The organism is Streptomyces mobaraensis (assembly GCF_020099395.1).
In the GTDB taxonomy this organism is placed as follows: Bacteria; Actinomycetota; Actinomycetes; order Streptomycetales; family Streptomycetaceae; genus Streptomyces.
Genome location: NZ_CP083590.1, coordinates 7,519,602 through 7,546,236 on the forward strand (window position 1 = coordinate 7,519,602; position 26,635 = coordinate 7,546,236).

General features: G+C 73.0%; 30 protein-coding genes and 2 pseudogenes. 14 read left to right on the forward strand and 18 right to left on the reverse strand.

Annotated elements, in window-relative coordinates:
* Positions 1–327: 327 nt before the first annotated feature.
* Positions 328–834 carry an anthrone oxygenase family protein gene (locus K7I03_RS33000; protein WP_185943067.1) on the reverse strand — a complete coding sequence of 169 codons (507 nt, stop codon included), beginning with the start codon at positions 832–834 and terminating at the stop codon, positions 328–330.
* Between the two features lie 61 nt (positions 835–895).
* Here K7I03_RS33000 and K7I03_RS33005 point away from each other — a divergent pair, with 61 nt between their 5' ends.
* Entirely contained in the window at positions 896–1,918 is a 1,023-nt protein-coding gene (locus K7I03_RS33005; RefSeq protein WP_185943176.1) for an AraC family transcriptional regulator, read from the forward strand.
* An 18-nt stretch (positions 1,919–1,936) separates the two neighbouring features.
* Here K7I03_RS33005 and K7I03_RS33010 read toward each other — a convergent pair.
* The 5 genes and pseudogenes from K7I03_RS33010 to K7I03_RS33030 form a co-directional block, all read right to left on the reverse strand.
* Positions 1,937–2,182: pseudogene (locus K7I03_RS33010) on the reverse strand (nuclear transport factor 2 family protein); the annotation flags it as partial.
* Positions 2,182–2,985, reverse strand: coding sequence for a helix-turn-helix transcriptional regulator (locus K7I03_RS33015; protein WP_185943066.1), 804 nt, complete (start codon positions 2,983–2,985; stop codon positions 2,182–2,184). The gene K7I03_RS33015 and the pseudogene K7I03_RS33010, both read right to left, overlap by 1 nt.
* Positions 2,986–3,142: 157 nt before the next feature.
* On the reverse strand, positions 3,143–3,499 hold the full coding sequence (locus tag K7I03_RS33020; RefSeq protein ID WP_185943065.1) for a DoxX family protein: 357 nt from the start codon (positions 3,497–3,499) through the stop codon (positions 3,143–3,145).
* A gap of 143 nt (positions 3,500–3,642) precedes the next feature.
* Positions 3,643–3,774, reverse strand: coding sequence for an SHOCT domain-containing protein (locus K7I03_RS33025; RefSeq protein WP_398858604.1), 132 nt, complete (start codon positions 3,772–3,774; stop codon positions 3,643–3,645).
* Positions 3,775–3,789: 15 nt separating this feature from the next.
* Positions 3,790–4,341 (reverse strand): hypothetical protein, encoded by a 552-nt coding sequence (locus tag K7I03_RS33030; protein WP_185943064.1) that lies wholly within the window; start codon positions 4,339–4,341, stop codon positions 3,790–3,792.
* An 82-nt stretch (positions 4,342–4,423) separates the two neighbouring features.
* Between K7I03_RS33030 and K7I03_RS33035 the strand changes: the two are divergent.
* The 3 genes and pseudogenes from K7I03_RS33035 to K7I03_RS33045 form a co-directional block, all read left to right on the forward strand.
* Positions 4,424–5,128, forward strand: a pseudogene (locus tag K7I03_RS33035) (MFS transporter); the annotation flags it as partial.
* Positions 5,125–5,625 carry a potassium channel family protein gene (locus tag K7I03_RS33040; RefSeq protein WP_185943063.1) on the forward strand — a complete coding sequence of 167 codons (501 nt, stop codon included), beginning with the start codon at positions 5,125–5,127 and terminating at the stop codon, positions 5,623–5,625. The pseudogene K7I03_RS33035 and the gene K7I03_RS33040, both read left to right, overlap by 4 nt.
* Positions 5,622–6,593 (forward strand): hypothetical protein, encoded by a 972-nt coding sequence (locus K7I03_RS33045; protein ID WP_185943062.1) that lies wholly within the window; start codon positions 5,622–5,624, stop codon positions 6,591–6,593. Before K7I03_RS33040 ends, K7I03_RS33045 begins: the two co-directional genes overlap by 4 nt.
* Before the next feature lie 411 nt (positions 6,594–7,004).
* Here the strand turns inward: K7I03_RS33045 and K7I03_RS33050 are convergent, their stop codons facing one another.
* From K7I03_RS33050 to K7I03_RS33085, 8 genes are all read right to left on the reverse strand, one after another.
* Complete coding sequence (locus tag K7I03_RS33050) at positions 7,005–7,874, reverse strand: alpha/beta fold hydrolase (protein WP_185943061.1); 870 nt, start codon at positions 7,872–7,874, stop codon at positions 7,005–7,007.
* Positions 7,871–8,527, reverse strand: a complete 657-nt coding sequence (locus K7I03_RS33055) for a TetR/AcrR family transcriptional regulator (protein ID WP_224347346.1) — start codon at positions 8,525–8,527, stop codon at positions 7,871–7,873. Before K7I03_RS33055 ends, K7I03_RS33050 begins: the two co-directional genes overlap by 4 nt.
* A gap of 205 nt (positions 8,528–8,732) precedes the next feature.
* Positions 8,733–9,107, reverse strand: a complete 375-nt coding sequence (locus tag K7I03_RS33060; protein WP_185943060.1) for a peptidase inhibitor family I36 protein — start codon at positions 9,105–9,107, stop codon at positions 8,733–8,735.
* Positions 9,104–9,649: a hypothetical protein gene (locus tag K7I03_RS33065; protein ID WP_185943059.1), complete on the reverse strand. Its 546-nt coding sequence runs from the start codon at positions 9,647–9,649 to the stop codon at positions 9,104–9,106. The genes K7I03_RS33060 and K7I03_RS33065 overlap by 4 nt, the downstream gene beginning before the upstream one ends.
* Positions 9,650–10,689: 1,040 nt before the next feature.
* Complete coding sequence (locus tag K7I03_RS33070; protein ID WP_185943058.1) at positions 10,690–11,031, reverse strand: DUF6234 family protein; 342 nt, start codon at positions 11,029–11,031, stop codon at positions 10,690–10,692.
* A gap of 386 nt (positions 11,032–11,417) precedes the next feature.
* Positions 11,418–11,915, reverse strand: coding sequence for a hypothetical protein (locus K7I03_RS33075; protein WP_185943057.1), 498 nt, complete (start codon positions 11,913–11,915; stop codon positions 11,418–11,420).
* A gap of 468 nt (positions 11,916–12,383) precedes the next feature.
* Entirely contained in the window at positions 12,384–12,641 is a 258-nt protein-coding gene (locus tag K7I03_RS33080) for an RICIN domain-containing protein (protein ID WP_224347347.1), read from the reverse strand.
* Between the two features lie 27 nt (positions 12,642–12,668).
* On the reverse strand, positions 12,669–13,055 hold the full coding sequence (locus tag K7I03_RS33085; RefSeq protein ID WP_224347348.1) for a hypothetical protein: 387 nt from the start codon (positions 13,053–13,055) through the stop codon (positions 12,669–12,671).
* A 30-nt stretch (positions 13,056–13,085) separates the two neighbouring features.
* Between K7I03_RS33085 and K7I03_RS33090 the strand changes: the two genes are divergently transcribed.
* Both K7I03_RS33090 and K7I03_RS33095 read left to right on the forward strand, forming a co-directional pair.
* Positions 13,086–13,451, forward strand: coding sequence for a hypothetical protein (locus tag K7I03_RS33090; protein ID WP_224347349.1), 366 nt, complete (start codon positions 13,086–13,088; stop codon positions 13,449–13,451).
* The gene (locus K7I03_RS33095; RefSeq protein WP_224347350.1) at positions 13,438–14,217 is read left to right on the forward strand and encodes a tetratricopeptide repeat protein; all 780 of its coding nucleotides are present in this window, start codon (positions 13,438–13,440) and stop codon (positions 14,215–14,217) included. The genes K7I03_RS33090 and K7I03_RS33095 overlap by 14 nt, the downstream gene beginning before the upstream one ends.
* A gap of 151 nt (positions 14,218–14,368) precedes the next feature.
* Here the strand turns inward: K7I03_RS33095 and K7I03_RS33100 are convergent, their stop codons facing one another.
* Positions 14,369–14,698, reverse strand: a complete 330-nt coding sequence (locus K7I03_RS33100; protein WP_185943056.1) for a hypothetical protein — start codon at positions 14,696–14,698, stop codon at positions 14,369–14,371.
* Positions 14,699–15,472: 774 nt separating this feature from the next.
* On the opposite strand from K7I03_RS33100, the gene K7I03_RS33105 reads away from it, so the two are divergent.
* Positions 15,473–15,850 (forward strand): toxin Doc, encoded by a 378-nt coding sequence (locus K7I03_RS33105; RefSeq protein ID WP_185943055.1) that lies wholly within the window; start codon positions 15,473–15,475, stop codon positions 15,848–15,850.
* A gap of 38 nt (positions 15,851–15,888) precedes the next feature.
* Here the strand turns inward: K7I03_RS33105 and K7I03_RS33110 are convergent, their stop codons facing one another.
* Positions 15,889–16,512 carry a histidine phosphatase family protein gene (locus tag K7I03_RS33110; RefSeq protein ID WP_185943054.1) on the reverse strand — a complete coding sequence of 208 codons (624 nt, stop codon included), beginning with the start codon at positions 16,510–16,512 and terminating at the stop codon, positions 15,889–15,891.
* Positions 16,513–16,538: 26 nt separating this feature from the next.
* Between K7I03_RS33110 and K7I03_RS33115 the strand changes: the two genes are divergently transcribed.
* Entirely contained in the window at positions 16,539–17,432 is an 894-nt protein-coding gene (locus K7I03_RS33115) for an MFS transporter (RefSeq protein WP_185943053.1), read from the forward strand.
* Between the two features lie 54 nt (positions 17,433–17,486).
* On the opposite strand, the gene K7I03_RS33120 is transcribed toward K7I03_RS33115, so the two are convergent.
* Positions 17,487–18,140 (reverse strand): CatB-related O-acetyltransferase, encoded by a 654-nt coding sequence (locus K7I03_RS33120; RefSeq protein WP_185943052.1) that lies wholly within the window; start codon positions 18,138–18,140, stop codon positions 17,487–17,489.
* A gap of 99 nt (positions 18,141–18,239) precedes the next feature.
* Here K7I03_RS33120 and K7I03_RS34155 point away from each other — a divergent pair, with 99 nt between their 5' ends.
* The 3 genes from K7I03_RS34155 to K7I03_RS33130 all read left to right on the forward strand — a co-directional run bounded on the left by K7I03_RS34155 (position 18,240) and on the right by K7I03_RS33130 (position 20,614).
* The gene (locus K7I03_RS34155) at positions 18,240–18,785 is read left to right on the forward strand and encodes a TetR family transcriptional regulator (protein WP_317988282.1); all 546 of its coding nucleotides are present in this window, start codon (positions 18,240–18,242) and stop codon (positions 18,783–18,785) included.
* Positions 18,782–18,976, forward strand: coding sequence for a TetR-like C-terminal domain-containing protein (locus tag K7I03_RS34160; RefSeq protein ID WP_313772157.1), 195 nt, complete (start codon positions 18,782–18,784; stop codon positions 18,974–18,976). The genes K7I03_RS34155 and K7I03_RS34160 overlap by 4 nt, the downstream gene beginning before the upstream one ends.
* Positions 18,977–19,321: 345 nt before the next feature.
* Entirely contained in the window at positions 19,322–20,614 is a 1,293-nt protein-coding gene (locus K7I03_RS33130; RefSeq protein WP_185943051.1) for a condensation domain-containing protein, read from the forward strand.
* Positions 20,615–20,651: 37 nt separating this feature from the next.
* On the opposite strand, the gene K7I03_RS33135 is transcribed toward K7I03_RS33130, so the two are convergent.
* A complete protein-coding gene (locus K7I03_RS33135; protein WP_224347352.1) occupies positions 20,652–21,698 on the reverse strand; it encodes a helix-turn-helix transcriptional regulator in 1,047 nt (348 codons plus the stop codon).
* A 225-nt stretch (positions 21,699–21,923) separates the two neighbouring features.
* Between K7I03_RS33135 and K7I03_RS33140 the strand changes: the two genes are divergently transcribed.
* From K7I03_RS33140 to K7I03_RS33150, 3 genes are all read left to right on the forward strand, one after another.
* Complete coding sequence (locus K7I03_RS33140; protein ID WP_224347754.1) at positions 21,924–23,177, forward strand: MFS transporter; 1,254 nt, start codon at positions 21,924–21,926, stop codon at positions 23,175–23,177.
* Between the two features lie 465 nt (positions 23,178–23,642).
* The gene (locus K7I03_RS33145) at positions 23,643–24,680 is read left to right on the forward strand and encodes a TauD/TfdA family dioxygenase (protein ID WP_185943049.1); all 1,038 of its coding nucleotides are present in this window, start codon (positions 23,643–23,645) and stop codon (positions 24,678–24,680) included.
* A complete protein-coding gene (locus K7I03_RS33150) occupies positions 24,677–26,575 on the forward strand; it encodes a non-ribosomal peptide synthetase (protein WP_185943048.1) in 1,899 nt (632 codons plus the stop codon). Before K7I03_RS33145 ends, K7I03_RS33150 begins: the two co-directional genes overlap by 4 nt.
* Positions 26,576–26,635 lie beyond the last annotated feature (60 nt).

Here is a 26,635-nt window from a genome sequence, read left to right on the forward strand (position 1 = left end):
CGCGCCGCCGCCGGCTCCTCGGAATCGGGCCTTCCGTCCTGGTGGACCGCGGTTCGCCGCGGGGCCGGCCCGCGCCGGGAAAACGTCGAAGAAGGCATGCGAGATCGCTCCTGGAACAGCACTCGGTGGGATGTCCGATCCGAAAGGAAATCGGGCATGGGGCGCTGTGCGCCACCCCACCTCACGGGCGTGTGACCAGCGATTTCTCAGGACTCGGTGAGAAAAAGACTCGCAATCCCGACGAGAGAGTGTCAACGGATCCCGACCGGCAATGTTCTGCCGGTCGCCGGAACGACCCGGTGCGACGGGGGAAGAGGGGAACGGAACTCAGTCGGCGGCCGGAGTGCGGGCGGCGAGCACGAGGGCCCAGGAAACACAGGCGAAGGAGGCGGTGGAGGCCAGGGCGCGGATCAGGTTCCACCGGACCCAGACCGACTCGAAGGCGCCGCGGACGGCGGCGAAGTCGGTGATGTGCTCCGGGGAACCGGCCGCCGCCAGCTTGTTGTTGAGCGGTACGTTGACCGTGCCCGTGATCACCAGCACGGCGAGCTGGAACGCGGCGGCCGCCCCGATCCACAGCAGCACCGTGCGGCCGCCACCGCGCCACTCCAGCACGCCGGCGAGCAGGATCAGCGCCAGCGAGCCCAGGAAGGAGAGCATGAACCAGCCGTTGACAATGGCCACGTTGATCCGTTGCATCGCGTCGACGAACGTCCGGTCGTCGGCGCGGGCCAGCCCCGGCATCACGGAGCAGGCATACGAGTAGAAGAGCCCGGCGCCGAGCCCGGTGGTCACCACCGCCCCGAACAGGACCGCCATGCGTACAACCGACATTCCCATAACCCCCGTTCGCAGTGCCATGCCGCAAGTCAACCCGCCGGGCCCGCCCCCGGCCATGGCCGAGGACCTCGGCCGCATACGCGAGCGTCCCGCCGACCCCGCACCGGCCGGCGGGGACGCGCTCGGCGCGCTCCTGGCCGGCACCCGGGCCCAAGGCGCCTTCCTGCTGCGCTCGGTGTTCGACCCGCCGTGGGCGATCCGCGTCCGGGACGAGGCGCCGCTGACCGTCCTGACCATGTTCCGCGGCGAGGGCTGGATCACACACGACCGGCGGCCGCCCGTGCGGCTGCGCCCCGGCGACCTGGCCGTCGTGCGCGGCCCCGAGCCGTACACGGTCGCCGACCACCCCACGACGGAACCGCGGGCGGTCATCCACCCGGGACAGCTGGCGACCGACCCGGCCGGGGCCGCCCTGTGCGCGGAACTCCACCGCGGCGTACGGACCTGGGGCGAGCGCCCCGGCGCGGCGCACGTCCTCGTCAGCGGCACCTACCAGCTGGCCGGCGAGGTCGGCCGCCGCCTGCTGCACACCCTGCCGCACGTGCTGCACCTGGCCGCCGGCGCCTGGCACTCGCCCCTGCTGCCGCTCCTGGAGGAGGAGATGGGCCGCGACGAACCCGGGCAGGCCGCCGTCCTGGACCGGCTGCTCGACCTCGTCCTGATCGGCGCGCTGCGCGCCTGGCTCACCCGGGAGGGCGCCGCCGCCCCGGCCTGGTACCGCGCCCACGGCGACCCGGTGGCGGGACCCGCCCTCGGACTGCTGCACGCCGATCCCGCCCGGCCGTGGACGGTCGCCGCGCTCGCCGCCGAGGTCGGCGTCTCCCGGGCGGTCCTCGCCCGCCGCTTCACCGAGCTGGTGGGCGAACCGCCGATGGCCTACCTCACCGGCTGGCGCCTCTCCCTCGCCGCCGACCTCCTCGCCTCCTCCGACGCCACCCTGGCGTCCGTCGCCCGGCAGGTCGGCTACGGCAGCGCCTTCGCGCTCAGCGCCGCCTTCAAACGGGTCCGCGGCCTCAGCCCCGCCCGCCACCGCGACGCCTTCCGGGACCCGGGGCCGGGCTCCGCGCCCCGCGGCTGACCCTGCCGGGCGCGACCCTCAGGACCGCCGCCGGTGGCACGCCTTGTTGGCGATGCGCCGGCCGTCGGCCCCGCGTACCAGCAGGAAGACGTCGGTGAAGGTGTCCACGCCGTGCCGGAGCGTCATCGTGGCCGTCGCGACGGTGCCGCGGATGTCGACGGCTTCGACGCGGCGGGAGCGGGCCGGTTCGTCCGGGGCCGGACGGCCGGGGAAGAGGGCGCAGTACTCGGACAGGTTCCACGAGACGAACGCGCCGTCCCGGATCACGCCGCCGGTTCGAGGAAGGTGAGCCGGAATCCCGGACAGCCGACCGGGTGCAGCACCCGGGCGACGACGTCGACCGTGCGCGGCGCGAAGCGGGGGACGCCGCTCAGGCGGAACGTGTGGCCGTCGCGGTGGGCGACGACGACCGGGCCGTCGTCCCAGATCCGCCGGCACGCGGGGTCGGCGAGGGCCGTGCGCAGCAGTTCCGCGAGCTCGGGGTGGGCCGGGTACTGGGCCATGGCGTAGCGCAGCATCGCGAGGTACGCCCGCCCGTGCCGCGGCCAGTCGGCGAGTCGCTCGCGGGCCTCGGGGGAGAGGAGCCCCCAGCGGATGAGGTTCGCCCCGGGGCGTCGGACCCATGGGAACCACTCGGCCATGGCCTCGTTGTGGGCGAGGACGTTCCACGCGTTATCGGTGAGGTAGGCGGGGCATTCCGGCCGCTGGTCGAGCAGGCGTCGCAGTGGTGCCAGGTCGGCGTCGGCGGGCGACACGGCGGGGAAGAGCTCGCCGCCGGCGGCGTGGAGGAAGAGGGCCGCCCGTTCGTCCGCGCAGAGGCGGAGGGCGTCCGACAGGGCGGCGAGCGTCCGGGCGTCCATGCGCGGGGTGGCGCCGCGTTCGAGGTCCCGGTACCAGCGCTCGCTCATGCCGATCCGCGCGGCGACGTCCACCTGCGGCAGCGGCCGGCCCAGCCCCTGCCGGAGCCCCACCCGCGCCCGCCAGGCCCGGAGGAGCACCGCGAGCCCCACCTCGTCGTCCGGCCGCCGCCCGTGACCGGTCCGGCCGGTGGAGGTGGTGCGCTGCATGGATACGGGCCCCCGCTCTGACTGCTTCCCGGCGCGGCGGCCCGGAGGGGACCGGCCGGCGGGGGGACCGGCCTGCGCTGTGCGCGGTCGCCGCGGGCCGGAGCCCCCGCGCAAGGGTATCCCGCGGTGGCGGGCCCGAGACGGCCGAGCCCGCCGCTCACCAAGCGCCGTGGTACGACAGCCCCAGGACGAGGGCGGCCACGGCGGTGGCCAGGAACACGATCCCGCCCACGATGTCGCGCGAACCCACCCGCAGGTGGGCGATGACCGCACCGATGAAGTACAGCACGAGACCGGATGCGGCGAGGGTCCCCAGCAGCGGCACCGCGAGCCCCGCCACCAGCCCCACGGTGCCCGCCGCCAGCAACAGGCCCAGCACCGGTACGTACTTGCGGGGTATGCCCTTCATGTCCGCCTGGGACTTGGGGTATTCGTGGCCGATCAGGTACGTGACGGCGGCGGCGCCGTTGAAGACCGCGCCGAGGACGGTGACCGTGATGTAGGCGATGAACACGTTCTCTCCGCTCTGTGGAGACACGCCGCCCGGCGACCGCTGCGGGGTGCCGTAGCCGTGGGGTCCGGAACGCTGACGGTGCGCCGGTGATCGTACAGGTCACCCCGCCGCGCCGTACGGCCGCCGGTGTCTCCTTCGAGCGGTCAGCGCAGGATCCGCTCCTTGGCCAGGCGGAACTCCTCGTCGGTGATGTCGCCTCGGGTGCGCATCTCCGACAGCTTGTGGAGCTCGTCCGCGGTGCTCGTGCCGCCGGTGTCGCCGGCCGTCTCGCGGATGTACCGGTCGACCGCCTAGGTCCAGGACGACGGCGTCGCCCTTGGCCTCCACGCGCCGGTCCCCTCGCCGGTCAGCGTCTTGACGACGGCCGCGTGGGCCCGCCGGTTCGCGCCGTTCCACACCTCCGCGAACTCGCCGCTCGTGACCACCTTGTCGATCACCTCGCGGACGGCCGACGTGACCGCGTTCTTCAGGGGCCCGGCGAGGAGCTGCGACTTGTCGACGATCCCTGGCGGGGCGTCGGCCTTGGCCAGCGCGCTGCTGAGGGCGTCGCTGATCCCGTTGACGTCGACGTTGTCGACGACGTGGGTGGTCAGCCGGTCCGTGACGGCCTTCTGCACGGACGGGTCCTTCGCCAGCGGGGCGACGGTCCGCACATAGCGGTCGGTGTCCGAGACCTGGCTGTTCGCCCAGGTCGCCACCACCGCGAGCGGCGAGAGGACGAAGACCAGGAGCAGCAGGACGGACGTCACGGCGTACCGCAGGCGGCGGCCGCGCAGCGTCTCGAGGCTGCGGAGCCGGTCGTAGTCGGCGCGCGCGGCCCCGGCGGGACGTCGGGGATCCACCGCACGACGCACAGCATGGCGAGGACCACCACGACCTCGCCGGCGAACACCAGCCGCCAGGTCAGATACGTCGTCACCCACCCTCCAGGTCGTCCAGGGCCTCGACGCCTTCCGGACCGGTCTCCGGCTGCTGCCCGTGTCCGTGACGATGCTGCTGTCCGCCATGGCAGGCCCCCTCCTCGGCCGCGTCGCCGCACCGCGCACGGTGGTGAGGGGCGGACTGCTGGTGCTGCTGGCGGCGGCCCTGTGGCTGCTGGGCACGATCGAGCCGCGGATCGACAACCTCTCCTTCGGCCTGGCGATGGGCGGCATCGGGCTGGGCATGGGACTCCTCGCCTCGCAACTGGGGAACGTCGCGCAGTCCAGCGTCGGAGAGGACGAACGCAGCGAGGCGGGCGGCCTGCAGTACACCGCGCAGAACCTCGGCTCGCCCCTGGGCACCGCGCTCATCGGCTCCCTGCTGATCGGCGCCCTCGTCCACGCCTTCACCACCCAGATCGACGACAACCCGAAGATCTCGGACGCCGCCCGGCACCAGGCCGGGACCGCCATGGAGGCGGGCGTCAGCTTTGTGAGCACGGACCAGGTGCGGGCCGCCACCCGGCGCGCAGGGCTCCCGCCGGCCGAGGCCGACGCGGTCGTCGACTCCTACGCCACGGCCCAGCTCGACGCCCTCCGGGCCGCCGTCCTGGCCACCGCGGGCATCACCCTCGGCGCCCTCGCCTTCACCCGACGGCTGCCGGCGGAGCGACCTGCCGGGCGACCTGCCGGGAAGGCCGGCCGATGAGTGTCGTGCTGCGTCCGCTGGCCACCGCGACCGGGCTCGTCCTCGCCTACTACCTCCTGCCCCTGAACAAGAGGTTCGAAGGTTCCACCGCCCTGGGCCTCGTCCTCGGACTGGCCGCCGTGGCGGCCCTGTTCGCGTGGCAGATCCGCTCGGTCCTGCGGTCCTCCCGGCCCCGCCTGCGGGCGGTCGAGGCGCTGGCCACCACGGTTCCGCTGTTCCTGCTCCTCTTCGCGGCCACCTACTACCTCATGGAACAGACCCGGGCCGGCGACTTCAGCGAACACCTCGACCGGACCGGCGCGTTGTACTTCGCGCTCACGGTGTTCAGCACGGTCGGCTTCGGCGGCATCGCCCCGCGCACGGACCCGGCGCGGGTCGTCACCATGGTGCAGATGGTGGGCGACGTGCTGCTCCTCGGCGTCGCCGCCCACGTCGTCGTCGGCGCCGTGCAGTCCGCCCTGGCCCGGCCGCCGGCCGGAGGAAGCGGGCCCGGATGAACGGAGACGGACCGGGAACCGGCGGAGGGCCGGCGCCGCGGCCGGACGAGTCGACGGTGGTGCGGGCCCAGGCGCTGCTGCCGATGATCTGGGCCGATCCCCGGCACATGCCCGAGCAGCTCGCCTTCTTCGCGGTACGGCGGTTCGGCCCGCGCGCCGCCGGCTCCGTGAACCGCCGGCCGCAGCGCGACCCCCTGGCGGGGGAGGAGGCACTCCGCCGGGACGTGATCGTCCACGGCACGCGCCTGACCATGGCCGACGGCGCGGTGCTCGGGGGCCCGTTCGTGGTCCTCATGCCCGTGAGCTTCGTCGCCGCCCTGCTCTCCCAGGCCCAGATGGTGCTCGAACTGGCCGCCCTCGCCGGCCACGACCCCTGCGACGAACGGCGGGTGGCGGACCTGCTCGTCCTCCAGGACGTGTACCCGACGACCGAGGAGGCCATGGAGGCCCTGCGCGCGGTGGAGCGCCACCCGCCGGGAGGCCGGGGCCGGGTCCCCCGGCGCACCCGGTGGTCGCTGATCGTCAGGATGGCCGAACTCCTGGGCATCGTGGGAAGAATGGAGAAGAGCTACTGGGTGCGGCAGGTCTTCTCGATGGCCCCGATCGTGGCCCTGTTCCTCGTCGGGATGGTGCTGCCGCTGATCTGGGTGCCCGCCCTGGCGGTGATCTACCGGAAGAACACCCTGCGGCTGGGTGCCAAAGCCGTCGGCTACTACACCCCCGGCGCCGGCGGACGGCCGGGCGGAGCCCGCAGACGGCACCTCCGCGCGCCCCGGACGGCCGGGCTCGTCGCGCTGCTGCGCGTCGTCGTCCTCGCTGTGGTGCCCTTCGGCGCCGCCGCCGCGGTCGCCGTGGCGGACGTCCGGATCGCCGGCGGGTTCTGGGGCACCGCGGGGCTCGTCCTCGTCGCGGTCTCCCTGCTCGCGGCGGGCCTCTGGTTCCTGCGCCGGCGGTCCGGCCGCCGGTGAGGAGCGACGGACCGGGGCGCGGCCGCCGCGGCGCCCCGGTGCCGGCGGCGACGAGGGCGGCCGCCGCCGGGGGCCCGGTGGCGCGCCGCCTTTCCGAACGCCCACCGCCGGCGCCCCGGTGCCGAAGCGCGGCGATGCCCTGCGGCTCGTGTGCCTTCCATGCCTGCGGCCCGGAACCGGCCGCGTCGAAGTCGGCCGGACCAGGGCGGTTCCGCAGCCGGTCACGGAGGAGTGAGCGGGGGAGTGAAGGGGGCGTTCGCCGCCCTTGTGAACAGAGGGCCGGCGCGGTGGTGCCGGCTCCGGGGAAACGGAGGGGATGCGTACCAGCCGTGCGTTCCGGTCGTCCCGGATCACTCGGCTCCGCGCCATCCCGCCCGGGTGGAGACGCTCCGACGACCGGCGGCCCCGCCCTCACGCGCCCCCTTCCGCCACCTCTGCCAGGAACGGGACGATCGCGTCGACGAAGTGCTCGTTGCGGTCGCCGGCCACCATATGCCCCGCGCCGGCGACATCGACGCGCCGGGCCCGGGGAACCGCGTCGCAGAACTGCTCGGCGATGTCCGCGCGCACCACGTCGCTCAGCCCGCCGCGGACGAGCAGGATCGGTACGCCGGACCGGCGCGCGGCCGCGAGGAGGCGGTCCGCCATGCCGGGCGGGTCCATGTGGCCCTCGAAGCTCTCCGGAATCCGGGGGTCCCAGTGCCAGACCCAGCGGTCACCGTGGCGCCGCAGGTTCTTCCGCAACCCCTCGGGGTCGTCGGGGCGCGGGCGGTGCGGCAGATGGGCGGAGACCGCCGCGGCCGCTTCCCCGAGGCCGGCGAAGCCGTCCGGCCGGCCGCGCATGAACGCGGCGATCCGGCGCGCGCCCAGCGGGTCGGGCCGGTGGGCGACGTCGACGAGCACCAGAGCGCGTACGTCCGCCCGGGGCGCCTCCCCGGCGGCGAGCAGCGAACTCAGCCCGCCGAGCGAGGCCCCGACGAGCACCGGCCGGTCGCCGAGTGCGGTGACGAGCGCCCGGACGTCCTCGGCGAACAGGTCGAGGTCGTAGTCGCCGTCGGGCGACCATCCGCTGGCGCCATGCCCGCGCAGGTCCGGGGCGACGACCCGCCACCCCAGCGCGGCCAGCCGGGGGCCGGCCCGGTGCCAGGCGTGCCGCGTCTGGCCGCCGCCGTGGAGCAGGACGAGAGGCGGCGGGGACGCCTCGCCCCACACGTCCGCGGCGAGCCGGATCCCGCCGCCGCCCCCGAAACTCCGGGGGCGCGGCCGGGCACCGGCCGTCATGCCGTGCCCCCGACGCGCAGCGGTTCCAGGAACCGGTCGCGGTGGGGTGCCGCGGCCGCCGCGGCGAGCGCGACGTCCAGCGCGAACACGGCACGCGCGAAGAACCGGTCGTCGTCGATCAGGCCGGCGACCCACTGGTGCAGAGCGCCGACGGACGAGGTGGCGACGGCGGCGGCCAGCGCGTCCGTGTCGACGTCGGCGCGCAGGAGACCCCGGTCCCGCGCGTCCGCCATCGCCTGCCGGAGCCGGATGAGCGGGCCGCGACGGAAGACGAGGCCGCTCGCCTCCCACTCGCGCACCATGCGGCGCGAGACGACCGGGTCGCCCACGAACAGCCGGACGGTCGCCTCCACGACCTGCCGCGGGTCGACGGCTCCGCCGGCGGCTCCCCGCGTTGACGCCGCCAGGCGGCGCTCGAGCCGGTCCATGAAGCCGTCGGCGAGCGCCTCCCAGATCTTGTCGCGCGGTCCGACCAGGTTGTAGACGGTGGCCGGGGCGACCCCCGCGCGCCGGGCGATCCGCTCGGCGCTGATCACCGACTCCGGGTTCTCCCGCAGGAGTTCACGCGTGGCGTCGAGGATCCGGGCCCGCCGCTGGGCCTTCTGCCGCTCTCGTAGCCCCTTTTCGACCAGCCCCTTTTCGACCGGTTGCACACGCCCCACGCCCTTCCGGAAACTTGGAGACCTCTCCAAGTTTCCGAGGGGTCCCCGAAGGCGGTCAAGGGGCGAGCGGCGGATTCCCGGTGCCGGCGCGTGGAACCCCTGCCGAACCGACCACTCCACTGTTCACGGGAGACGGCCGCGGTCGCTTCGGGGCTCCGGCGGAAGAACCGGGTCCTGGGGAACCGGGAGACGGCCATCAGCACGTCATGGTCCAGGTGTGGGAACCGCCCCTGTCGTTCGCGTGACCGTTGTAGGCGACTTCCTGACCGGGGGCCAGGCACAGGGTGACGCCTCCCGTCAGCTCGCGCCCGTCGTAGATCTTGACGTGGTCCTTGACGCCGGGCCCGGAGACGCCGTGGTTCGCCCAGGAGGAGTCGTGGTTGTTCATGTCGCCCTCCCACCAGCGGTCGTCGCCGCTGTGCTCGATCTTCATGCCGGTGAAGTTCGCGTCCGTCCAGACGCAGAAGTAGCCGCGGCGGCACGACACCGCCGCCTGGGCGTCGGCCGACGTGGTCAGGGCGGCGCCGGCCGAGATCAGGACGGCGGCGAGGAGGGCGGACAGGCGCTTCATTGTTGGGGTTCTCCCGTCGGTGGTGGGGTGTCGAGCACGGTGGCGGCCGCGGTGAGGGCACGCGCGCGCATCCGCCGCCAGTCGGCGATCTCCGTGCGGTGCCGGTCGCGGACCTCGGCGAGGCTGCGGTGGATGCGGTCGGCCTCGGGCTTCAGGTTGTCGACGATCACGGATGCCCGGAACCAGCGGGGCTGGTCACCGTAGAGGCGCCGCTGGGCGGCGGCCAGGCAGCCGTCGCTGTGCGCGCGGACGACGTAGCCGGTGGGCAGGGTGACGGACAGCTCCGTCCGGCCCGCGCCGAAGAGCGCGTCGGTGACTCGCCGCTCTTCGGTGGCTGACTGCGAACTCTGCGCGCTGATCTGTGGGTTGAGTCCCTGCCGGGCGAGGCACGCGTCCGTGAGGCGCTGGGTGGCCGCCTTGATGACGTCATCGGGAGTGGCCGGGCGGGGCTGCTGCCGGCTCGCACAGCCGGCCAGGGCGACGGCCGGCAGCACGAGCCCGGTGACAAACGAGGCGGCGGCCCGGGGGCGGGCCTTCGGCATACGGAGGCGCGTCACCGCTGCCGTCCGGCCGTGCGGCCCATGGCGGTTGGCCGTTCCGGAACGGTGAGGAGTGGGCTCATACGGATGCTCCGGGGGACGGTGATCAATGGGTGCACGATCACTCTCTCCACCGTTCGCTCGGCCATGCACCCCATGCGCCGTACCACCCGAAAAGGTGACTATAGGGGTTCGCCGGGAGGGGATTTGCCGGCAGCCGGGTGCGCTCCTCGAAGCTCTCGTCGGCCCGTCTGGAGACGTCGGCGTACGTTCCGAGGCGCACGCGACCGTCGCCGCACCGGCGGTGGCCCCCGATGATGAGAAACGTGACCGACCTTCAGCACCTGCGTACCGTCGCACTCACCGGTGAGGAGAGCACGGAGGCCGACGATCTGTCGCACACCCTGGCCGACGTGCCGCTCGACCCCACCGTGGAACTGCTGCACCGCACCCGGCTCGCCGCGCAGCAACTGCCGCCGCGCATCCGCGCCGAGCTGACCGGCATGCGGCTCCGCGACAGCCCCCGCGCCCTCGTCGTCACGGGCTTCGGCGTTGACGACGAACGGATCGGACCGACCCCCACGACCCGTCCCGCCCCGGATCCGGAGCGGACCCGGCACCAGGAGCCGCTGCTCCTGCTGCACGCGGCCCTGCTCGGTGAGGCGTTCGGCTGGGCGACCCAGCAGAACGGCCGGATCGTCCACGACGTGCTGCCCGTTCCCGGCGAGGAAACCGCGCAGATGGGCTCCAGCAGCGAGGCCGAGCCGCTGTGGCACACCGAGGACGCGTTCCACCCGCCGCGCTGCGACTACGTGGGCCTGCTGTGCCCGCGCAACCACCAGCGTGCCGCGACCTGCGCCGCTCCCGGTCCGCGCGCCGGTCGGCCACCTCACTGCTGGTGTGAGGGACGGCCGGCCTGGACCTCCCGCGCATCCGCCGCCGGGCCACGGCGGCCGGTTCGCCGGGCCTGCCCCCCGGCCACCCTGCCGGGGTACGAACCGGTGGCGAGCGCCGCTCCACCGCCCCGGCGGTCTTCGCGAGGCTCAGCGCGACGCGAGGTCGGCGAAGAACGCGGCCCCGGTGCCCAGGACGAGGAGCTGGAACGCGCCGGCGACGGGACGCCGGAGCGCGAGGAGGCCGCCGCCCGTGACCACCGCACCACCGGCCAGGACCCACATCGCCTGGCGTGCGACCCCCGGCGCCTCCGGCGCGTTGGGAGTGTCGTAACCGTCCGCCCACGCGGTGATCCCGTAGCCGTAGAAGAACCAGGCCATCACCATCAGGTCCAGGAGCAGCAACGCCAGGCTGAGCCCGATCTCCTGCCCTATCGACGGTCTGGCGCGCCCCGCGTCTCCCGTCGCCGTGTGCTTCGTCGTTCCGCTCATGCGGCACAGTCTGCCGATTCCGCGGGAGCCGGGCCTGAGTACGGGTACTCAGGTCCGTACGGCGACAGCACGGCCGCGGGCCGTGCGTCCGGCGCGCGGTGCCGACCGCGCCCGGGTGCGCCGGCGGCCGGCCGGTGATCGCCGTCGTGATTCCGCGGCGCTGCGGGCACGTCCGGTCAGCTCGGCGGTCCGTGGGCGAGGGCGCGGTCGACCGCTTGTCGGGCCTGGTCCGGAGGGAGGCCGGCTTTCGCCTTGTGCGTCAGTGACGTGCGCATCCGGGAGTCGAGGTTGGCGCCGCCGTCCGTGCGCGACGACGCTCCGGCTCCCGGAGGGGCCCGGCCGGCGAGCCCCTCCGGGAGCCGCTCATCGGCAACGCGCCGGGAGCGTCAGCTGCAGCTCGAGTACGGATGGTTGTCGGTGGTGCTCACGCCGCCGTAGGAGAAGTTCCACGTCGAGGTCTGCCCGGAGCACGAGTGCCCATAGGCGGTGAAGTTCCAGTTGCCCTTGTATTCCCGGGTGTTCGACACGTTCGTCACCGGGATGTACCCGGCGTCGAACCAGTACGAGCCGTTGTTCAGCACCGGTTTGTTCTGGTTCACTGCGTAGTTGGAGCTGGACTTCACATCGACCTGGCCGAAGCGCCAGTTGTTGACGTAGTTGGTGTTCCACAGGTTGACCTCGGTGTAGGCACCGCTGCAGTTCCATCCGAGGTAGAACTGGCCGATGGTCTGCGAGCCCACCTTGATGCTCTGGATGGCCCCGAGCACCTGGCCGTTCGACGGGCAGCCCGCCGCTTGGGCGGATCCGGTCCCGGCGGTGGTGAACGTGAGGCCGGCCGCGGCGACGGCGAGTGCGGCCGAGGCCGTACGTATACGGGATGGCATTCGCATGATTCCCCCTGAGGTCATTGAGTCGACCGACGCTCCTTGTTTGGCATGCTCATGCTGCCACCGGGTTTGTGGCTGACCTAGGGCCGTTCCCGGCCATCCGGCGGCGGGTTCCGTCGCCGGGTCGTCAAGGTCGTGACGTCTCAGAGGGAGCCTGCGAACTGCCGGTCGGGGCCGGGCCCCTCGCCGTGCATCTCCTCGGCGTCCGCGTGCGCGTCCGGTACGCCTGGGGCCACTGGGCGGTGCCCCGCCCCTTCGGGGAGGGCCGAGGTCGACGGCCCGTATCAGCGCTGGGCCACCGTCCGAGACCGGAGCGGGGCGGAAGCCGTCTGCCGCTTCAGCCGCTGATCCCGGCAAGGCGGAGGTCGACGTCGACCTCCGCCTTCCACGGCCCGGGCCAGGCCGACCAGGAGCGGTGCCACCGCCGCGCCGCGCCGCGTGGCGCGGCGGGGCTCGATACGGGCGTCAGTTCGAGGCGAACGGTATGTACCACTTCATGTAGGAGTTGGAGTCCGAGAAGTCGCTGGTGTACACGTTGCCCTTCATGTTGGAGTCCAGCGCCCGCTTGTTCTGGTGGTTGATCAGCGCGGAGACGTCGGCCGTCAGGTAGTGCTGCTCCCACAACTGCCGGGGGTTTTCGGAGTCGCAGGCTTTGGCGATGACGCGGTCACTTCCGGTTCCCCCGCCCGTGAGGCAGAGGCCGGTCTTGCTGTTCTGCAGCATCAGGCGCTTGCCGGAGGTGTGGACGAATCAGCGCTGGTAGGGGTTGTTCGCGCCGCAGCCGTTGCTGTTCCCTCTGGTGTAGACGGCTCCGCCGGTGTCGCTGTCGAGGCAGTACCCGGTCTGCCAGTTGGTGAGCCCGCTGGTCGCGCCCTGGGCGGCCGCCGGGGTCTGCATGGCCGTGACGGTCATGCAGGCTGCGGCGAGCAGGGCGCCGATCTGTCCTACCGGCAACTGGACGAGACCGCTCGCACCGTCTTCCGCCGCGCCGCTCTCGCGGACGGCCCCGACTTCAGCCCCCGGGCCGCCGCTCTCCTGGCCGGTCTGCCCCCGCGCCACGCCGCCCGGTATGCGCAGGACCTCACCGACGCCGGCCTCCTCCAGCCCCACCCCACCGCGGAGCGCTACCGCTTCCACGACCTCCTCCGCCTGTTCGCCACCGAGCGGTTGGACGAGGAAGACACACCCGCCGACATCTCCCTCGCGCGCACCCGCACCGACACCTGGATGCTGCGCCGGGCCACCGCCGCCGCACGGCTCTTCACCATCGACCACCGCCCCGACGGTTCCGACGACGACGCCGGCGGCGGCCCCGACCCGGCCACCGCGCCGGTCGACCGTGACCAGGCCCACGCCTGGCTGGAGGCCGAACGGGCCCAGTGGCTCGCCGCCCTGCGCCGGGCCCAGACGGCCGGCCGTCACCGGCAGGTCGTCGACACCGCCGAGGCGATGCACTGGTTCTCCGACCGCCCCTCGCACTGGGAGCTGTGGACGGAGGTCTCCGAGCGCGCCGTCGGCTTTGCCCGGCTCTGAACAGCAGGCGCGACGAAACCGCCTCGACTACCTCGCCTGGGCCTACAGCACCTGCCTCCACGACCACACCACCGCACTGAGCACCGCGCGGACGGCCCTGGCCCCCGCCCGTGAGATCGACGACCAGCTCCAGGCCGGCTGGGCCCTCAACTACGCGGCCGTGGCCCTCAACAGGCTTGGACGGACCGACGAAGGCATCGCCCACCTCCACCAAGGCGCCGACTGCCTCAGCCGGCAGACCGGCGCGCAGAGCCGCCTCGCCGAACCTTCCGCTCTCAACTCCCTCGGCCGGCTCCTGCGCCGGACCGGCCGCCCGGACGAGGCACTGACCGTCCACCGGCGCAGCGAGGCCCTGTTCCGCGCCGGCATCCCGGGCAAGGCCGGTGCCGACGACGGGCACGGCCACGGCGACACCGACCACCACACCGGTGAACGCCGGATCGGACGCCTGGTCGGGCCCGACGAATGCACCGCGGGCAACATCTGCTTCTGGTCCGAACGCGGCTTCCGCGGCCAGAAGACCGTCTACAAGTCGGCCCTCGTGGAATGCACCCGCATCGTCAAGCCCTCCGCCGGCGATCCCGCACGCTTGATGACCGCCCGCTCGGTGAAGAACCGCACCGACCGCACCGTCGTCATCGGCTACAACGACTCGCTCTGCCTGATCCCCAGCAGCATCACCCTTTCCCAGACCCCCCTTCACCTCGCCCCGCTGTCGGACAACGCCGATCTCGGTCCGGGTATCCGTTACATCCGTTCCACCTGACCGGCAGGCCGGTCGAAACGCGCCTTGGGCTGGGTCGCTGCCCTGGACAATCGCGGGATAATCGCGTCAGGGCTTGGGCGGTTCGCGGGACCCGAACCGGACTCCGTACGACACTTCGAGGTCAGGCGCCGTTGCCATAGGTGCGGCGCGGTCAGTCGTGGAGCTTGTGCAACCACAGCCCCACGCCTACGCCGTTGCCGGTGAGGACGCACACGTGGTTGTCGAACTTGCCCCGGTCCGCGTTTACGGCGTTGGTGCCCGCCTTGTTGCAGTTGTCGTACGTCCAGTACCAGGTCTGGTACTCCCAGCAAGGGACCGTGTTGTTGTTGTCCGAGCAACTCGGCGCGGGCTCATTGTCGAAGGGCCGCGCCGGGGCGGCCGCCGTCGCCGGAGGGTGGCTGTCGGCGGCCGCATGGGCTGTCGTTGCGCCGATGCCGAGGCCGCTGATCACAGCGGCTGCGGATGCCGTACAGGCTGCCACGCGTGCCCACATTCTCATCGTTTCGCCCCTTCTCCCGGCTCCCGCCCATGGCAGGAACCCGTACCTCTCAGACCCCAAACGGGGACCTTGTCGTGGCTACCCAGAGGAAACGTTCCGCTACTCGCGTCATGCCTGCGGGTTCGCGAAATCGCGGCAGAACCGGGTGCATCAAGTGGTGGGGCGGGTCAACGGACCACGACGGATGTCCGTCGGTTCGGCAGCCAGGCCGGGCTGAGCGCCCTCTCGACAAGCCGCGAGGCCAGCGGTTTCGGAGCCACCGAGGAACTTCTGGGCCGGCCGTCGGTACGGTCGACGCGGCTGTCCGACCGTCCGGGCTCACCGCGGGTCAGAAGACGGGCGGTCTGGCGGCGAGGGTCAGCCGGGCCACGGTGCGTCGGCTCATCGGCGTTCTGGCGCCGGGAGTCCGTCACTATGTCGCCGCCCACGCCCACGCCCAGGCCCCAGCCCCCGAGGCGGAGGCGCGCCTGGCGGTGCTCCTGCTCACTCTGCGGGCTGTGAAGGCCGGACCGGGAATGTCATGGGCCAGGGGCCACACCGGCTGGCTCCAAGACGATGCCGAGCAGGTGATTCCGTGACTCGTCGGGCCCGGCACCGCCGCAGGGATGATGGCCTCCTGTCCGAAGGCCGACCGCGATCACTGTCTCCGCACTGCTGTCCGGCCGGTCCCGCGCGTTCGTCTTCGGCAAGACCGCCGCGTTCCCCGACGAGGAACCCGACGCCACCGGCCGCTCGGGGGCGAAGGCCGCCCGAGTGATGCCGCCCGAGCTCTCTATCGATGTGGCATGGCTTCTTGAGCAGCAGGCCGCGTTCCTTCCCAAGGCCCTTGAGGTGACCGGCTTTTCGGGGCTGGTCGCCGCGGTGGCCCGCCACAAGGTCAACGCTCCCAAGCCCGAGTACCTGCCCGACGCCTCGCGGCGTGCGGCCGCGCTGTTCCATGAGATCGTCAGCGTCCGCCCGCTGCTCGCGCGCAACCCCACCTTCGCCGCCCTCGGGGCGATCTCCTCCATGCAGGCCTCCGGCGAGGGACTCGCCGAACCCTACGGCGGCTTCATCGACCTCGCGCACGCCGTACGGGCCGGCCAAGCGGATGTGTTCACCTGCGCTGAACCGATCCGCCACTGGCGCGTCTGATCGCGTCCGGGCCGGCGACATCGATTCTCCCGGGGACCTCAGACGTGGAGCTCCGGCGGGAAGCCGGTCCAGCGGAGCCCGGCGGGGAGGTGGCCGGTGTCGTTGAAGAGGAGAACCGCTGGGGGGCGGTCGGGTGTGTAGCGGATGACGGTCAGAGCCGCGTTGGCATGATTGATGCCCAGCCATCGCCACTTCGGCGCGTCGAGCGCGGCCCGAACGAGCCAGCCGACAAGGAAGTTGTGGGTGACCACCAGCTCGTGGCGCGGTTCGTCGCCGACGACAGGTCCGGTGAATTCCGCGAGTGCCGCCGCCGCGAGCTCGGGGCCCTGCTCGCGTTCCTCAGCCGTGAACCGGTCCAGGAACTGGAGCCAGGCGTCGGCTGCCTCCGGCGGCAGCTCTTCGTGAGTAGGCAGGTAGGGGACGTAGTCGCCGGCCGCTTCGGAGCGACGGTGGGGAATGCCGTCGAGCCGTTCGCCGACCAGTCGGGCGGTCTGTTCGGCGCGGGCCAGAGGACCGTGGTGGATCGCCGACAGCGGAACCTCACGGAGCCGCTCTCCCAGCAAGGCGGCCTGGCGGCGGCCCACGTCGGTCAGTTGACTTTCGTCCGACGATGCCTCGGCGTGGCGAGTGAGGTAGAGGTAGCGAGCAGCCATACCGGGCATGGGCACATCCTTCAACGAAGTCGATCTTGCGGGCTCGTGGAAGGACGCCGACCGCCGGGGGCCGGTTCCAGGAACAGTGGGGCGGCCTGGTCCGCACGGCGATCGAGAGCAGCAAACTCCTCGCCCCCCTGATCGGCGCGGGCCTTTTCGCCGTGCTCGGCGGACCCGCCGTCGCTCTGCTGGACGTACTGTCCTTCCTCCTGGGCGCCGCCGCCTTCAGCCTCCTCCGCGTGCGCGAACCCAACCCCGCCCACCGGCCACGTCGGAACTGGACCGCGGAGACCGCGGCAGGGGTCCGCTACCTGTGGGGGCATCCGACGCTGCGCTCCCTGGTTCTCGCGGCCGGCTGCGCGATGGCGGCATCGAGCCTCAGCGGCACGGCCACCTACGCCCTCCTCGGCACCGGACTGCATCAGCCCGCGGCATTCGCCGGCGTCCTCAACTCCGTCCAAGGGATCGGGTCGGTCGCCGGCGGCCTGGCAGCCGGCGCGCTCCTGCGCCGCGTTCCGCCACACGTCCTGTCGGCCACCGGGGCCGTCCTCTTCGCCGTCGGCGCCCTGGCCCGGCTCACCACGCTCGTCCCCGCCGTACTGGGCGGCAGCCTGCTCATCGGCCTCGGACTGCCCTGGCCCCTCATCGGCGCACTGACCACAGCGCGGAAGGAAACGCCGGACGAACTCCTCGGCCGGGTGGCGGCCACGGCGAACACGCTGGTCTTCGCCCCGACCGGTCTCGCCCTCCTCGCGGGCACGGCCATGGTCGCGACCGTCGACTACCGGGTACAACTCGTCGTGGCAGGTGCGCTTGCCCCGTCGACAGCCCTGCTGTTGGCGATCAGCGGCCGTATCCCACGCGGGCGCGATCCGGCCGAGTCGAGCATGGATCACCGCCGGCACGAAACCGATGGCGTGCACAGGTGAGCGGAGGCGGATGAGCCCCGAGCTCATTGACCCGCCGGACCCGCTTCTCCGTCGTCACATGGCGGCCTGCCGCGCGATCCGCTCGATCTCGGTGGGCGTGCCCGCCATGATGGTGCGGAGGTGTTCGGTGACCAGTTCCACCGGCCAGTCCCACCACGCCGCTGTGAGCAGCCGCTCGATGTCGGCGTCCTCGTAGCGGCGCCGGATCGTGCGGGCGGGGTTGCCGCCGACCACGGTGTACGGCTCCACGTCGGCGGTGACCACGGCGCCCGCCGCGACGATCGCGCCGTCCCCGATCCGTACGCCCGGCATGATCAGCGCCTGGTAGCCGATCCGGACGTCGTTGCCGATCACGGTGTCGCCCCGGCTGGGTGTGCCGGTGACCAGGTCGAGGGTCCGTTCCGTCCAGGTGCCGCCGAACATGGTGAAGGGGAAGGTGGAGACCCCCATGGTGGGGTGGGCGGCGCCCGCCATCAGGAAGCGGGTGCCGGCGGCGATCGCGCAGTACTTGCCGATCACCAGCCGCTCGGGCCCGTAGCCGTAGAGCACGTTGCGGCGTTCGAACTCCGTCGCGCCGTCGGGGTCGTCGTAGTAGGTGTACTCGCCGACCTCGATCCGCGCGTCGGTGACCAGCGGGCGGAGCAGGACCACCCGGTCGTGCTCGGGCAGGGGGTGCAGGGCCTCGGGGTTCGGGATCGACGCGGTCATGGGGGCGTCCTTTCTTCGCTACAGCAGCTAAAGCAACCGGAGTGGCGTTAGGATCTTCGCAGTGCATCCGCCCCTGCGCAAGTCTTAAAGAGACTGCAGTTGACTTTGCCTGAGAAGTCGCAGACCACGACGGCCAAGAAGGCCACGACGGCCAAGAAGGCCACGACGGCCAAGAAGGCCACGACGGCCAAGAAGGCCACGACGGCCAAGAAGGCCACGACGGCCAAGAAGGCCACGACGGCGGGCACCAGGCCCGGTGGGCGAAGTGCCCGGGTCCGCGCGGCCGTCGTCGCCGCGACCCTCGCCGAGCTCGCCGAGAAGGGGTACGACCACCTCGCGGTCGAGGCGATCCGCCACCGCGCCGACGTCCACAAAACCACCGTCTACCGGCGCTGGGGCGGCGTCGACGGCCTGATCGCCGACGCGCTCGCGCTCTCCGCCGACCAACCCTGGCCGATCCCCGACACCGGGAACGTGGACGAGGACGTCCACCTGATGGCCCACGAGGTCTACGCCACCTTCACCGACCCCGACCTGCGCACCACCCCGACCGCCCTGATCGCCGCGGCCCTCCGCTCCGACCTCGGCGCGGCGGCACTCGGCGCCTTCTTCACCGCCCGCCACCGCAGGCCGCCGAAGTCGTGACCCGCGCCGTGGAACGGGGTCAACTCCTCGCCGGTGTCGACCCGGTGGAGCTGATCCGGGCCGCCACCGCCCCGCTCTACCACCGCCTCTTCATCACCGGCGAACCCCTCGACGAACAGGCCGCCCACCGCGCGGCCGCCGCCGCCCTGCTCGCCGCCCGCGCCGGCCTGTTCAGCACGGCAGAACTCTGAGCTGCTTCCTCAGGGCCGGGTCCGGGCGGGGCCCGGCTCGGCCGGGTCCCTCACGCGGGCGAGGCGCGGGCCGGCCGCCACGAACGCGCCCGACGGGCCACGGAGCGCGGACAGCTCCGTGATCATCCGTGATCATTCATGACCACCGGCTGTTCGACGGCCGGACGCGGACGTCCGTCGCCGCGCGGTGTGCCGGACCCGCTGCCGCGGCCCCGAGAGTGCCCCTCGGATGCACGACAGGCGGGAACACCACCCCCGGTGGGGCCTGTCGCGCAGGCCGAGGCGGGTGTCAGGGTGAAGGGACGACGGTCCCGAGGCGTCTGGAGCGGAAACGTGCGAGTCCCTTTGACAGCCGGTCAACTGGAGATCTGGATCTCCCAGATCCTGGAACCGGCCGGCACGCCCTACAACGTGGGCGACTACTACGAGATCACCGGCGCTCTCGACGCGGCGCTGCTGGAGCGGGCGGCGCGCACCGCCGTGGACGAGGCCGGGTCGCTGGGCGCACGGTTCGTGACGGAACCCGACGGGACGCCGGTGCAGGAACTGCGGCCCGCCGAGTGGGAGTTCGAGGTCCTGGACATGACCGGGAGCCCGGGCCCGGACGGGCGGGCGGTGGCCTGGATGCGCGCCGACCTGGCCCGGCCGGTCGACCTCACCACCGGTCCGCTGCTCGGTGCCGCCCTGATCAAGGTGGCGCCCGACCGCCACCTCTGGTATCGCCGCGTCCACCACATCGTGGCGGACGGATACGGCCAGGCCGCCCTGGCCCGCAGGACGGCCGCTCTCTACAACGCGCTGCTGAGCGGGAACGCGGCGGAGCCGCACCCCTTCGAGCCCGTCACGGCCGCGGTGGAGCACGACCGGGCGTACGCGGCCGGCCGCACGTACCGTTCGGACCGGGAGTTCTGGGCGGCGGAGGCGGCGGCCTGGCCGGCCACGGGACGGCTTCACGCGGAGGCGCCGCCCGCGTCCGCGGCCCTGCACGCCCGGCATCACCTGCCGGCGTCCGCCGTCGCCGCGGCCGGGGAGCAGAGCGAGCGGCTGGGCATCCCCTCGGCGCACTTCCTGATCGCGGCCACCGCCCTGTACCTGCGGCAGGTCACCGGGGCGGACGAGGTGACCTTCGGCTGTTCCGTGGCCGGCCGCCCCACCCGCGTACTGCGCGGCGTGGTCGCGCCGCTGGCGAACATCCTGCCCGTGCGGGTGGCCGTGGCGCCGGACGCCTCGGTACGGGACGCCTGCCTGCGGGCGGACGGCCGGATCAGGCAGGCGATGCGTCACCACCGGTACCGCTACGAGGAGTTCCGGCGCGCCCTGGCCGCCGCCGCGGGCCCGGCGGTCCCACCCGGAGTCGGACCGCTCGTCAACGTCGTGAACTTCGACCGCGACCTGCGGTTCGGCACCGCCGGGGGCTCGGTGCGCACGCTGGTCACCGGGCCCGTCCCGGACCTCAGCCTGTTCTTCGACGTGGGGTCGCCGGGGGAGGGGACGACCGTGTGCGTGGAGGCCAACCCGGCCACCTACGCGCCCGAGCAGGCCGACCGCCACGCCGCGGACCTCGGCCGCCTCGTCGCGGACCTGGCCGTGGCCGACCCCGGGGCACCCGTGCCCGTTCCCGCCCGCCGGTCCGGCTGAGGGCCGGGCGCCCGGGGCGGACGGCTCCCCGCCGTCATCACCGGCGCCGGGCGTCCGCCGGACCGGCGCTCGCGAGCACGCGGCACCCGGCCCCGGGCAGCGCCCCGTCGGCGGTGTCGTCGCGCGACCGCCCGATGAGGAATCCGGCCTGGAAGCGGCTCTTGGCGCCGAGCGCCTTCATGACCTCGGCGACGTGGCGCTGGCAGCTGCGGACCGACATGCCCAGCCGCCGCGCGATCGACTTGTCCTCCAGCCCCTCGGCCAGCATGGCGACGATCGCTTCCTGGATCTCGCCCGAGATGCGGACGGCCGACGCGGTGTCGAAGGCGAGCGGGAAGGGCGAGGCACCGCGCCAGGCCCAGTCGAAGAAGCCCCGCATGCTGTGGATGAGATGGGGCTCGCGTACGAGCAGGGCCGCCCGCGGGTCGTCCGGTACGCCCAGCACCGCCGTCTGCTGGTCGAAGATCAGCATGCGGCAGAAGCCCTCGGACTGGGTGCGCACCTCCGCCCCCAGGCTCGTCACGTGCTGCACATGGGCGATCGTCGGCTGGTGGTAGCGGGCGGGGTGCTGGTACAGCGTGCGCATGGCGACGCCGCGCGCGAGCATGCGGCGGTCCCGCTCCTGCGCCGCCCCCAGCGTCTCGGGGCAACGCCCGCCGCCGGGCTGCGCGGTGAGGACCTCCTCGCGGCAGGTGAGGGTCAGCTCCTCGATGATCTCCTGGACCACGTGCAGGTCGGTGACCAGTTCGACGGGCGCGGTCGCGGAGTTGCGCGCGCGGCGCGCCTCGTAGGCGGGGAGTAACGCGTCGAACATCCACCGGAACCGCTCGATCTCCTCCTGCTGGTGCTGGATCCGGCGCTCCATCGGACGCAGCAGCCGGTTGGCGGCCACCGTCGGGGGCACGACGGTGAGGCGGTCCGGCACCCCCTGGGGATGGCACAGCAGCCGTAAGCCCAGGAGTTCCTTGACGGCCCGCTCCGCGTCGTCGGGGTCGAGGCCCGCCTCCGCGAGATCCGCGATGCCGAATACGGTCCGGTCCGCCGCGAATGCGAAAACGTCCAGGGCTTCCCGGCTCAGATCCATTTCACCGAGTGAGTGCGAGGTATTCATGACCCCCCTGCGGTATTCGAGATTTCCACCGATCGCGATCACCCTAGAGGCGACCGGTCAACAACCGGTCAACGGCGAGCAGACGGAGCCGTCCCCATGGCGGTGAGGGAGCGGGAGAGCCGCGGAGAAGGGACGGCGGACAACAGCGGGAAGAGCGCCGGGAGGCGGCCCGCGGACCGGTCCGCAAGGGGCGGACTCCTGGGCCGGAACCGGGATTTCCGGCGATTGTGGTACGCCGAGACCACGGGGAAGTTCGGTGCCGCTGTCACCGGCGTGCTGCTGCCGCTCGTCGCGGTCTCCGCCCTGCACGCGGGCACCTTCGAGGTGAGCCTGCTCACCGCCGCGACCTGGGTGCCCTGGCTCGTCATCGGCCTGCCGGCCGGAGTCTGGGTGGACCGGCTGCCGCGCAGGGCGGTCATGCTGACCGGCGACGCCGTCTCCTGCGCGGTGTTCCTGGCCGTCCCGCCGGCCCACCGGTCCGGCGCGCTCGACGTGGGCGGGCTGCTGCTGGCCGCCCTGCTCGCCGGAACCGCCGCGGTCTTCTTCCAGACCGCGTACACCGCCTACCTTCCCGGCCTCGTCGACGCGGCGGACCAGGCCGAGGGCAACGCGAAGCTGCACGGCAGCGCCTCGGCGGCGCAGCTCGCCGGAACCGCCGCCGGCGGCCTGATCGCCCAGGTCCTCGGCGTGGTCGACGGCATGCTGACCACCGCGGCGACCTTCCTCGTGTCGTTCGTGTGCGTGTCCCGGATCCGGCACCGCGAGCCGCCGGCACCCGTGGTCGTACGGACGCGGGGCGCCCTCTTCAAGGAGGTCGGCGAGGGCGTGCGGCTGGTGGCGCGCGACCCCTACCTACGTAGCCTCACGTGCTTCGGAGCCGCCTCGAACCTGTTCCTGGGCGGATGCCAGACGCTGCTCGTGGTCTTCCTGGTACGCGACGTCGGCATGAGCGGGACGGGGGTGGGGGTACTGGTGGCGATCGGCGGGGCGGGCGGTGTCCTGGGAGCGCTGGTGGTGCGCCGGGGAGTGGCCCGCTTCGGTACCGCACGGGCACTGCTGGTGTTCGAGCTCGGCGTACCGGCGCTCGCCCCGCTCATGGCGCTCACCACCCGGGGCGCCGGGCTGGCCCTCTTCGTCGCGGGCTACGCGTGCGCCTCGGTCGGCGTCGTGGCCGGCAACGTCATCAAGGCGGGCTTCCACCAGGCATACTGCCCGGCCGGAGTGCTCGGCAGGGTCTCCGCCTGCTCGTCGTTCCTCAACTACGGGACCCTGCCGCTGGGCGCGCTGCTCGCCGGCGGGCTGGGCACCTGGCTCGGGGTGCGCCCGACGCTGGGTCTGATGACCGCGGGCATCCCGCTGACCGCGCTGATCCTGCTGTGCTCGCCCATCCGCACCCGCCGCGACCTGCCGACACGAGGGGAGGCGGCGGGCCCGGCCGAGTGCTCCTTGTGATCGCAATCGCCCCTTTTCGCCCCCTCTCATCTATGCGACAGGCGTGAACACCAGCCCCGAACTCCCTTGGTGAGCGCGCTTTTCCGATGACAGCGTGAATCCCGCCGGCCGGTGAACGCATCCGGTCACCGAATCCGGTCTCGGCATCCGGTCTCCGGATCCGGTGACCGCGTGCGGTGCTCCGGTCCGACGCCCGAGTCCGACGGCCGGACGCCCGAGTCCGACGATGCGCCGACCGGAAAGACGAGGCGCCGGCCGGAAAAAGGAATCCACCCCCGTTCCGGAAGCACGAGGAAATCCCCATGCTCCTGCGCCGCATCCCGACCGTCATCCACCACGGCCCGAACGGTGGAGGGGACACCGGATGGGGATGACGTCCGGGACCCGGTGGCATTCGAGGAAATCCGTCAGCGACAACACGTAGCGACAACACGACAGCGTCAACACGACAGGACACGCACCACGATGAGTGATTCTCCCTCCCGGACCATCGAGCCGACCATCGAGTGGACCGTCGAGACCGGAAAACCGGCCACGACCCAGGTCCCGCACTTCGCGGACGCCACCGAGGCGTGCGCCTGGCTCGCCTCGGTCCACACCGAACTACGCGCCGCACTGCACCGGCACGGCGCGCTCTACCTCCGCGGCCTGCCCGTACACGACGTCGACGACTTCGCGCGGGTACGGGACGTCCTCGTCCCGCAGCGCACGCCCTACCGCGAGAAGGCCACCCCGCGCAGCAGCTACGGCAACGACGTCTACTCCTCGACCGACCTGCCGCCGAACCAGTCGATCCGCATGCACAACGAGAACAGCTACACCCTCACCTTCCCCGGTCTGCTGCTGTTCGCCTGCCTGACGGCCCCCGAGGAGGGCGGGGCCACACCGGTCGCCGACTGCCGCGAGGTGCTGCGCCGCCTCCCCGCCGACCTGGTCGCCCGGATGCGCGCCGCCGGCTGGGTGCTGTCCCGCACCTACTCGGAACACATCTCGCTCGACTGGCGCACGGCGTTCGGCACCGAGAGCCGCGAGGACGTCGAGAAATACTGCGCGGACAACCTCATCTCCTGCGTATGGGACGCTTCCGGCGCCCTGCGCACCCGGCAACTGCGGCCCGGCATCATCCGGCACCCCGGGACGGGCGAGGAAGTCTGGTTCAACCACATGGCCTTCTGGAACTCGTGGTCGCTGGACGAGGAACTCCGGGAGGCGCTGCTCGACGAGTTCGGCCCGGACAGCCTGCCGTTCGAGACCGCCCTCGCCGACGGGGAGCCCCTGAGCCGCGAGGACATCGAGACGATCAACGCCGCCTACGAGGCCGCGACGATGCGCCGGACCTGGCAGCCCGGCGACGTCCTGCTCGTCGACAACATCCTGGCCACGCACGGCCGCGACCCCTTCCGGGGCGACCGGCGCATCGTCGTCGCCATGGGCGACCCGGTCGGGCTCGACGCCTGCTGGCCCACCGTGGCCCCCGCCGCACGAGAGGAGCAGGCCGCGTGACCGGCGTTCTCGAAGGTCCCCACAGCCCCGAGCCGGCCGTCGCCCCGGCGACGGCGTACGGCCCGTCCACACCCGTCGACCTGCTGACGCGCTTTCGGCAGGCCGTGGCGGACGACCCGTCCGGGACCGCCGTCCACGACCACGGCAGCCACCTGACCTTCGCCGAACTCGACCGGCGCACCGCCGCGACGGCGGCCGTGCTGACCGGACTGGGCGTCACCCCCGGCGACCGGGTCGGTGTCAGCCTGCCCCGGGGCGCGGACCTCGTCGTCGCGCTGCTCGCCGTCTGGCGGGCGGGCGCGGCGTACGTCCCGATCGACCCCGAGTACCCGCGGGAGCGGCGGCACGGCATGGTGCGCGACGCCGGAGTCCGGATCCTGCTGACCGCCGACGGCGGCGCGTGGCCGGACGGCGTACGCACCGTCGAGCCCGGACGGACCACGGCCGACGCGGACGGCCGGATCGCAGCCGACGCGGACGGGCACCCGGCACATGTCGGAGCCGGTGGCGGCGAAGAGCCCGTGCCGGTCACCGCCCACACCCCGGCCTACGTGATCTACACCTCCGGCTCCACCGGCACCCCCAAGGGCGTCGCGACCACGCGCGGCGGTGTGGCCGCCCTGGTGGCCGGGCTGGAGGAGGCGGGCATGTACGCCGCGCGGCCCCGTGTCGTCGCCTGGAACGCCAGCGTCTCCTTCGACGCCTCGGTCCAGCAGTGGGCGCGGGTGTGCCGGGGCGACACGCTGGTCGTGCTCGGCGAGGACGAGCGCACCGACCCGGCGCGCCTGGTCGAGGCTTTGGACGCGTACGGCGTGCGGGACCTCGACCTGACCCCCTCGCACTGGCACCTGCTCCGCGCCGACCTGCTCGTCCGCGCGGCCGAGAACCGGACGGGCGCGCTGCGGCTGTTCATGGGCGGCGAGCCGGTCCCCGAACAGACCTGGCGGGAGCTGGCGGAGGCCCGCGCCACCGGGCGGCTGGAAGCGCTGAACCTGTACGGGCCGACCGAGTGCACCGTGGACGCCACCGCGGCCTGGATCGAGGGCGGCACCCCGCACGTCGGCCGCGCGCTGACGGGCGTACGGGCGTACGTCCTGGACGCCGATCTGCGGCCGGTGGCCGACGGCACGCAGGGCGAGCTGTACCTCGCGGGACCCCAGGTGGCCCTGGGGTACGTGAACCGGCCCGCGCAGACCGCGACGCGGTTCGTCGCCGACCCCTTCGCCGCCGACGGCACCCGTATGTACCGCACCGGGGACAAGGTGCGCCGGCGCGCCGACGGGGCCCTCGACTACCTGGGCCGCATCGACCGGCAGGTCAAGATCCGGGGCTACCGCGTCGAACTGGGCGAGATCGAGGCGGCACTGGCCGGTCAGCCCGGCGTCGCCGCCGCCGCGGTCACGCTGCACCGCGGCCCGGTCGCCGGCGAGCAACTCGTCGCGTACTACGTGCCGGCGCCCGGCCCGGCGGACGAGGTCCCGACCGCCGAGACACTGCGCGGGCGGCTGGCCGGCGTACTGCCGCGGTTCATGCTGCCCACCGTCTACACCCCCCTCGACGCCCTGCCGTTGACGGTGAACGGCAAGGTCGACGTCGCCGCCCTGCCCGCCCCCGTGGAGAGCACGGAACCGGCGGCACACGAGGCGCCGGGCGACGCCCCCGAGGGCGAGGCCGAGACGCTGATCGCCGCCGTGTGGTCCGAGGTGCTCGGCCGCGAACGCGTCGGGGCCGACGACGACTTCTTCGCCATGGGCGGCCACTCGCTGATCGCGCTGCGCGTCGTGGCCCGCCTCAAGAAACAGTTCGGGATCGCCATGTCGACCCGCGAGGTCTACCGGCATCCCCGGCTCCGGGACCTGGCCCGGCACGTCGACACCCTGCGCGCCGGAGTCTGACCGCGGCACGGCGGAGCCTGACCGCGGCGCGCCACGCGGGGCGCGGGCCCGCCGGTCACC

Coding starts and splice junctions, on each gene's coding strand:
- K7I03_RS33000 (WP_185943067.1), bottom strand. CDS start 834: ATGTCGGTTGTACGCATGGCGGTCCTGTTCGGGGCGGTGGTGACCACC.
- K7I03_RS33005 (WP_185943176.1), top strand. CDS start 896: ATGGCCGAGGACCTCGGCCGCATACGCGAGCGTCCCGCCGACCCCGCA.
- K7I03_RS33015 (WP_185943066.1), bottom strand. CDS start 2,985: ATGCAGCGCACCACCTCCACCGGCCGGACCGGTCACGGGCGGCGGCCG.
- K7I03_RS33040 (WP_185943063.1), top strand. CDS start 5,125: ATGAGTGTCGTGCTGCGTCCGCTGGCCACCGCGACCGGGCTCGTCCTC.
- K7I03_RS33045 (WP_185943062.1), top strand. CDS start 5,622: ATGAACGGAGACGGACCGGGAACCGGCGGAGGGCCGGCGCCGCGGCCG.
- K7I03_RS33050 (WP_185943061.1), bottom strand. CDS start 7,874: ATGACGGCCGGTGCCCGGCCGCGCCCCCGGAGTTTCGGGGGCGGCGGC.
- K7I03_RS33060 (WP_185943060.1), bottom strand. CDS start 9,107: ATGAAGCGCCTGTCCGCCCTCCTCGCCGCCGTCCTGATCTCGGCCGGC.
- K7I03_RS33065 (WP_185943059.1), bottom strand. CDS start 9,649: ATGCCGAAGGCCCGCCCCCGGGCCGCCGCCTCGTTTGTCACCGGGCTC.
- K7I03_RS33070 (WP_185943058.1), bottom strand. CDS start 11,031: ATGAGCGGAACGACGAAGCACACGGCGACGGGAGACGCGGGGCGCGCC.
- K7I03_RS33075 (WP_185943057.1), bottom strand. CDS start 11,915: ATGCCATCCCGTATACGTACGGCCTCGGCCGCACTCGCCGTCGCCGCG.
- K7I03_RS33080 (WP_224347347.1), bottom strand. CDS start 12,641: ATGCTGCAGAACAGCAAGACCGGCCTCTGCCTCACGGGCGGGGGAACC.
- K7I03_RS33105 (WP_185943055.1), top strand. CDS start 15,473: ATGCCGCCCGAGCTCTCTATCGATGTGGCATGGCTTCTTGAGCAGCAG.
- K7I03_RS33110 (WP_185943054.1), bottom strand. CDS start 16,512: ATGCCCGGTATGGCTGCTCGCTACCTCTACCTCACTCGCCACGCCGAG.
- K7I03_RS33120 (WP_185943052.1), bottom strand. CDS start 18,140: ATGACCGCGTCGATCCCGAACCCCGAGGCCCTGCACCCCCTGCCCGAG.
- K7I03_RS33135 (WP_224347352.1), bottom strand. CDS start 21,698: ATGGATCTGAGCCGGGAAGCCCTGGACGTTTTCGCATTCGCGGCGGAC.
- K7I03_RS33145 (WP_185943049.1), top strand. CDS start 23,643: ATGAGTGATTCTCCCTCCCGGACCATCGAGCCGACCATCGAGTGGACC.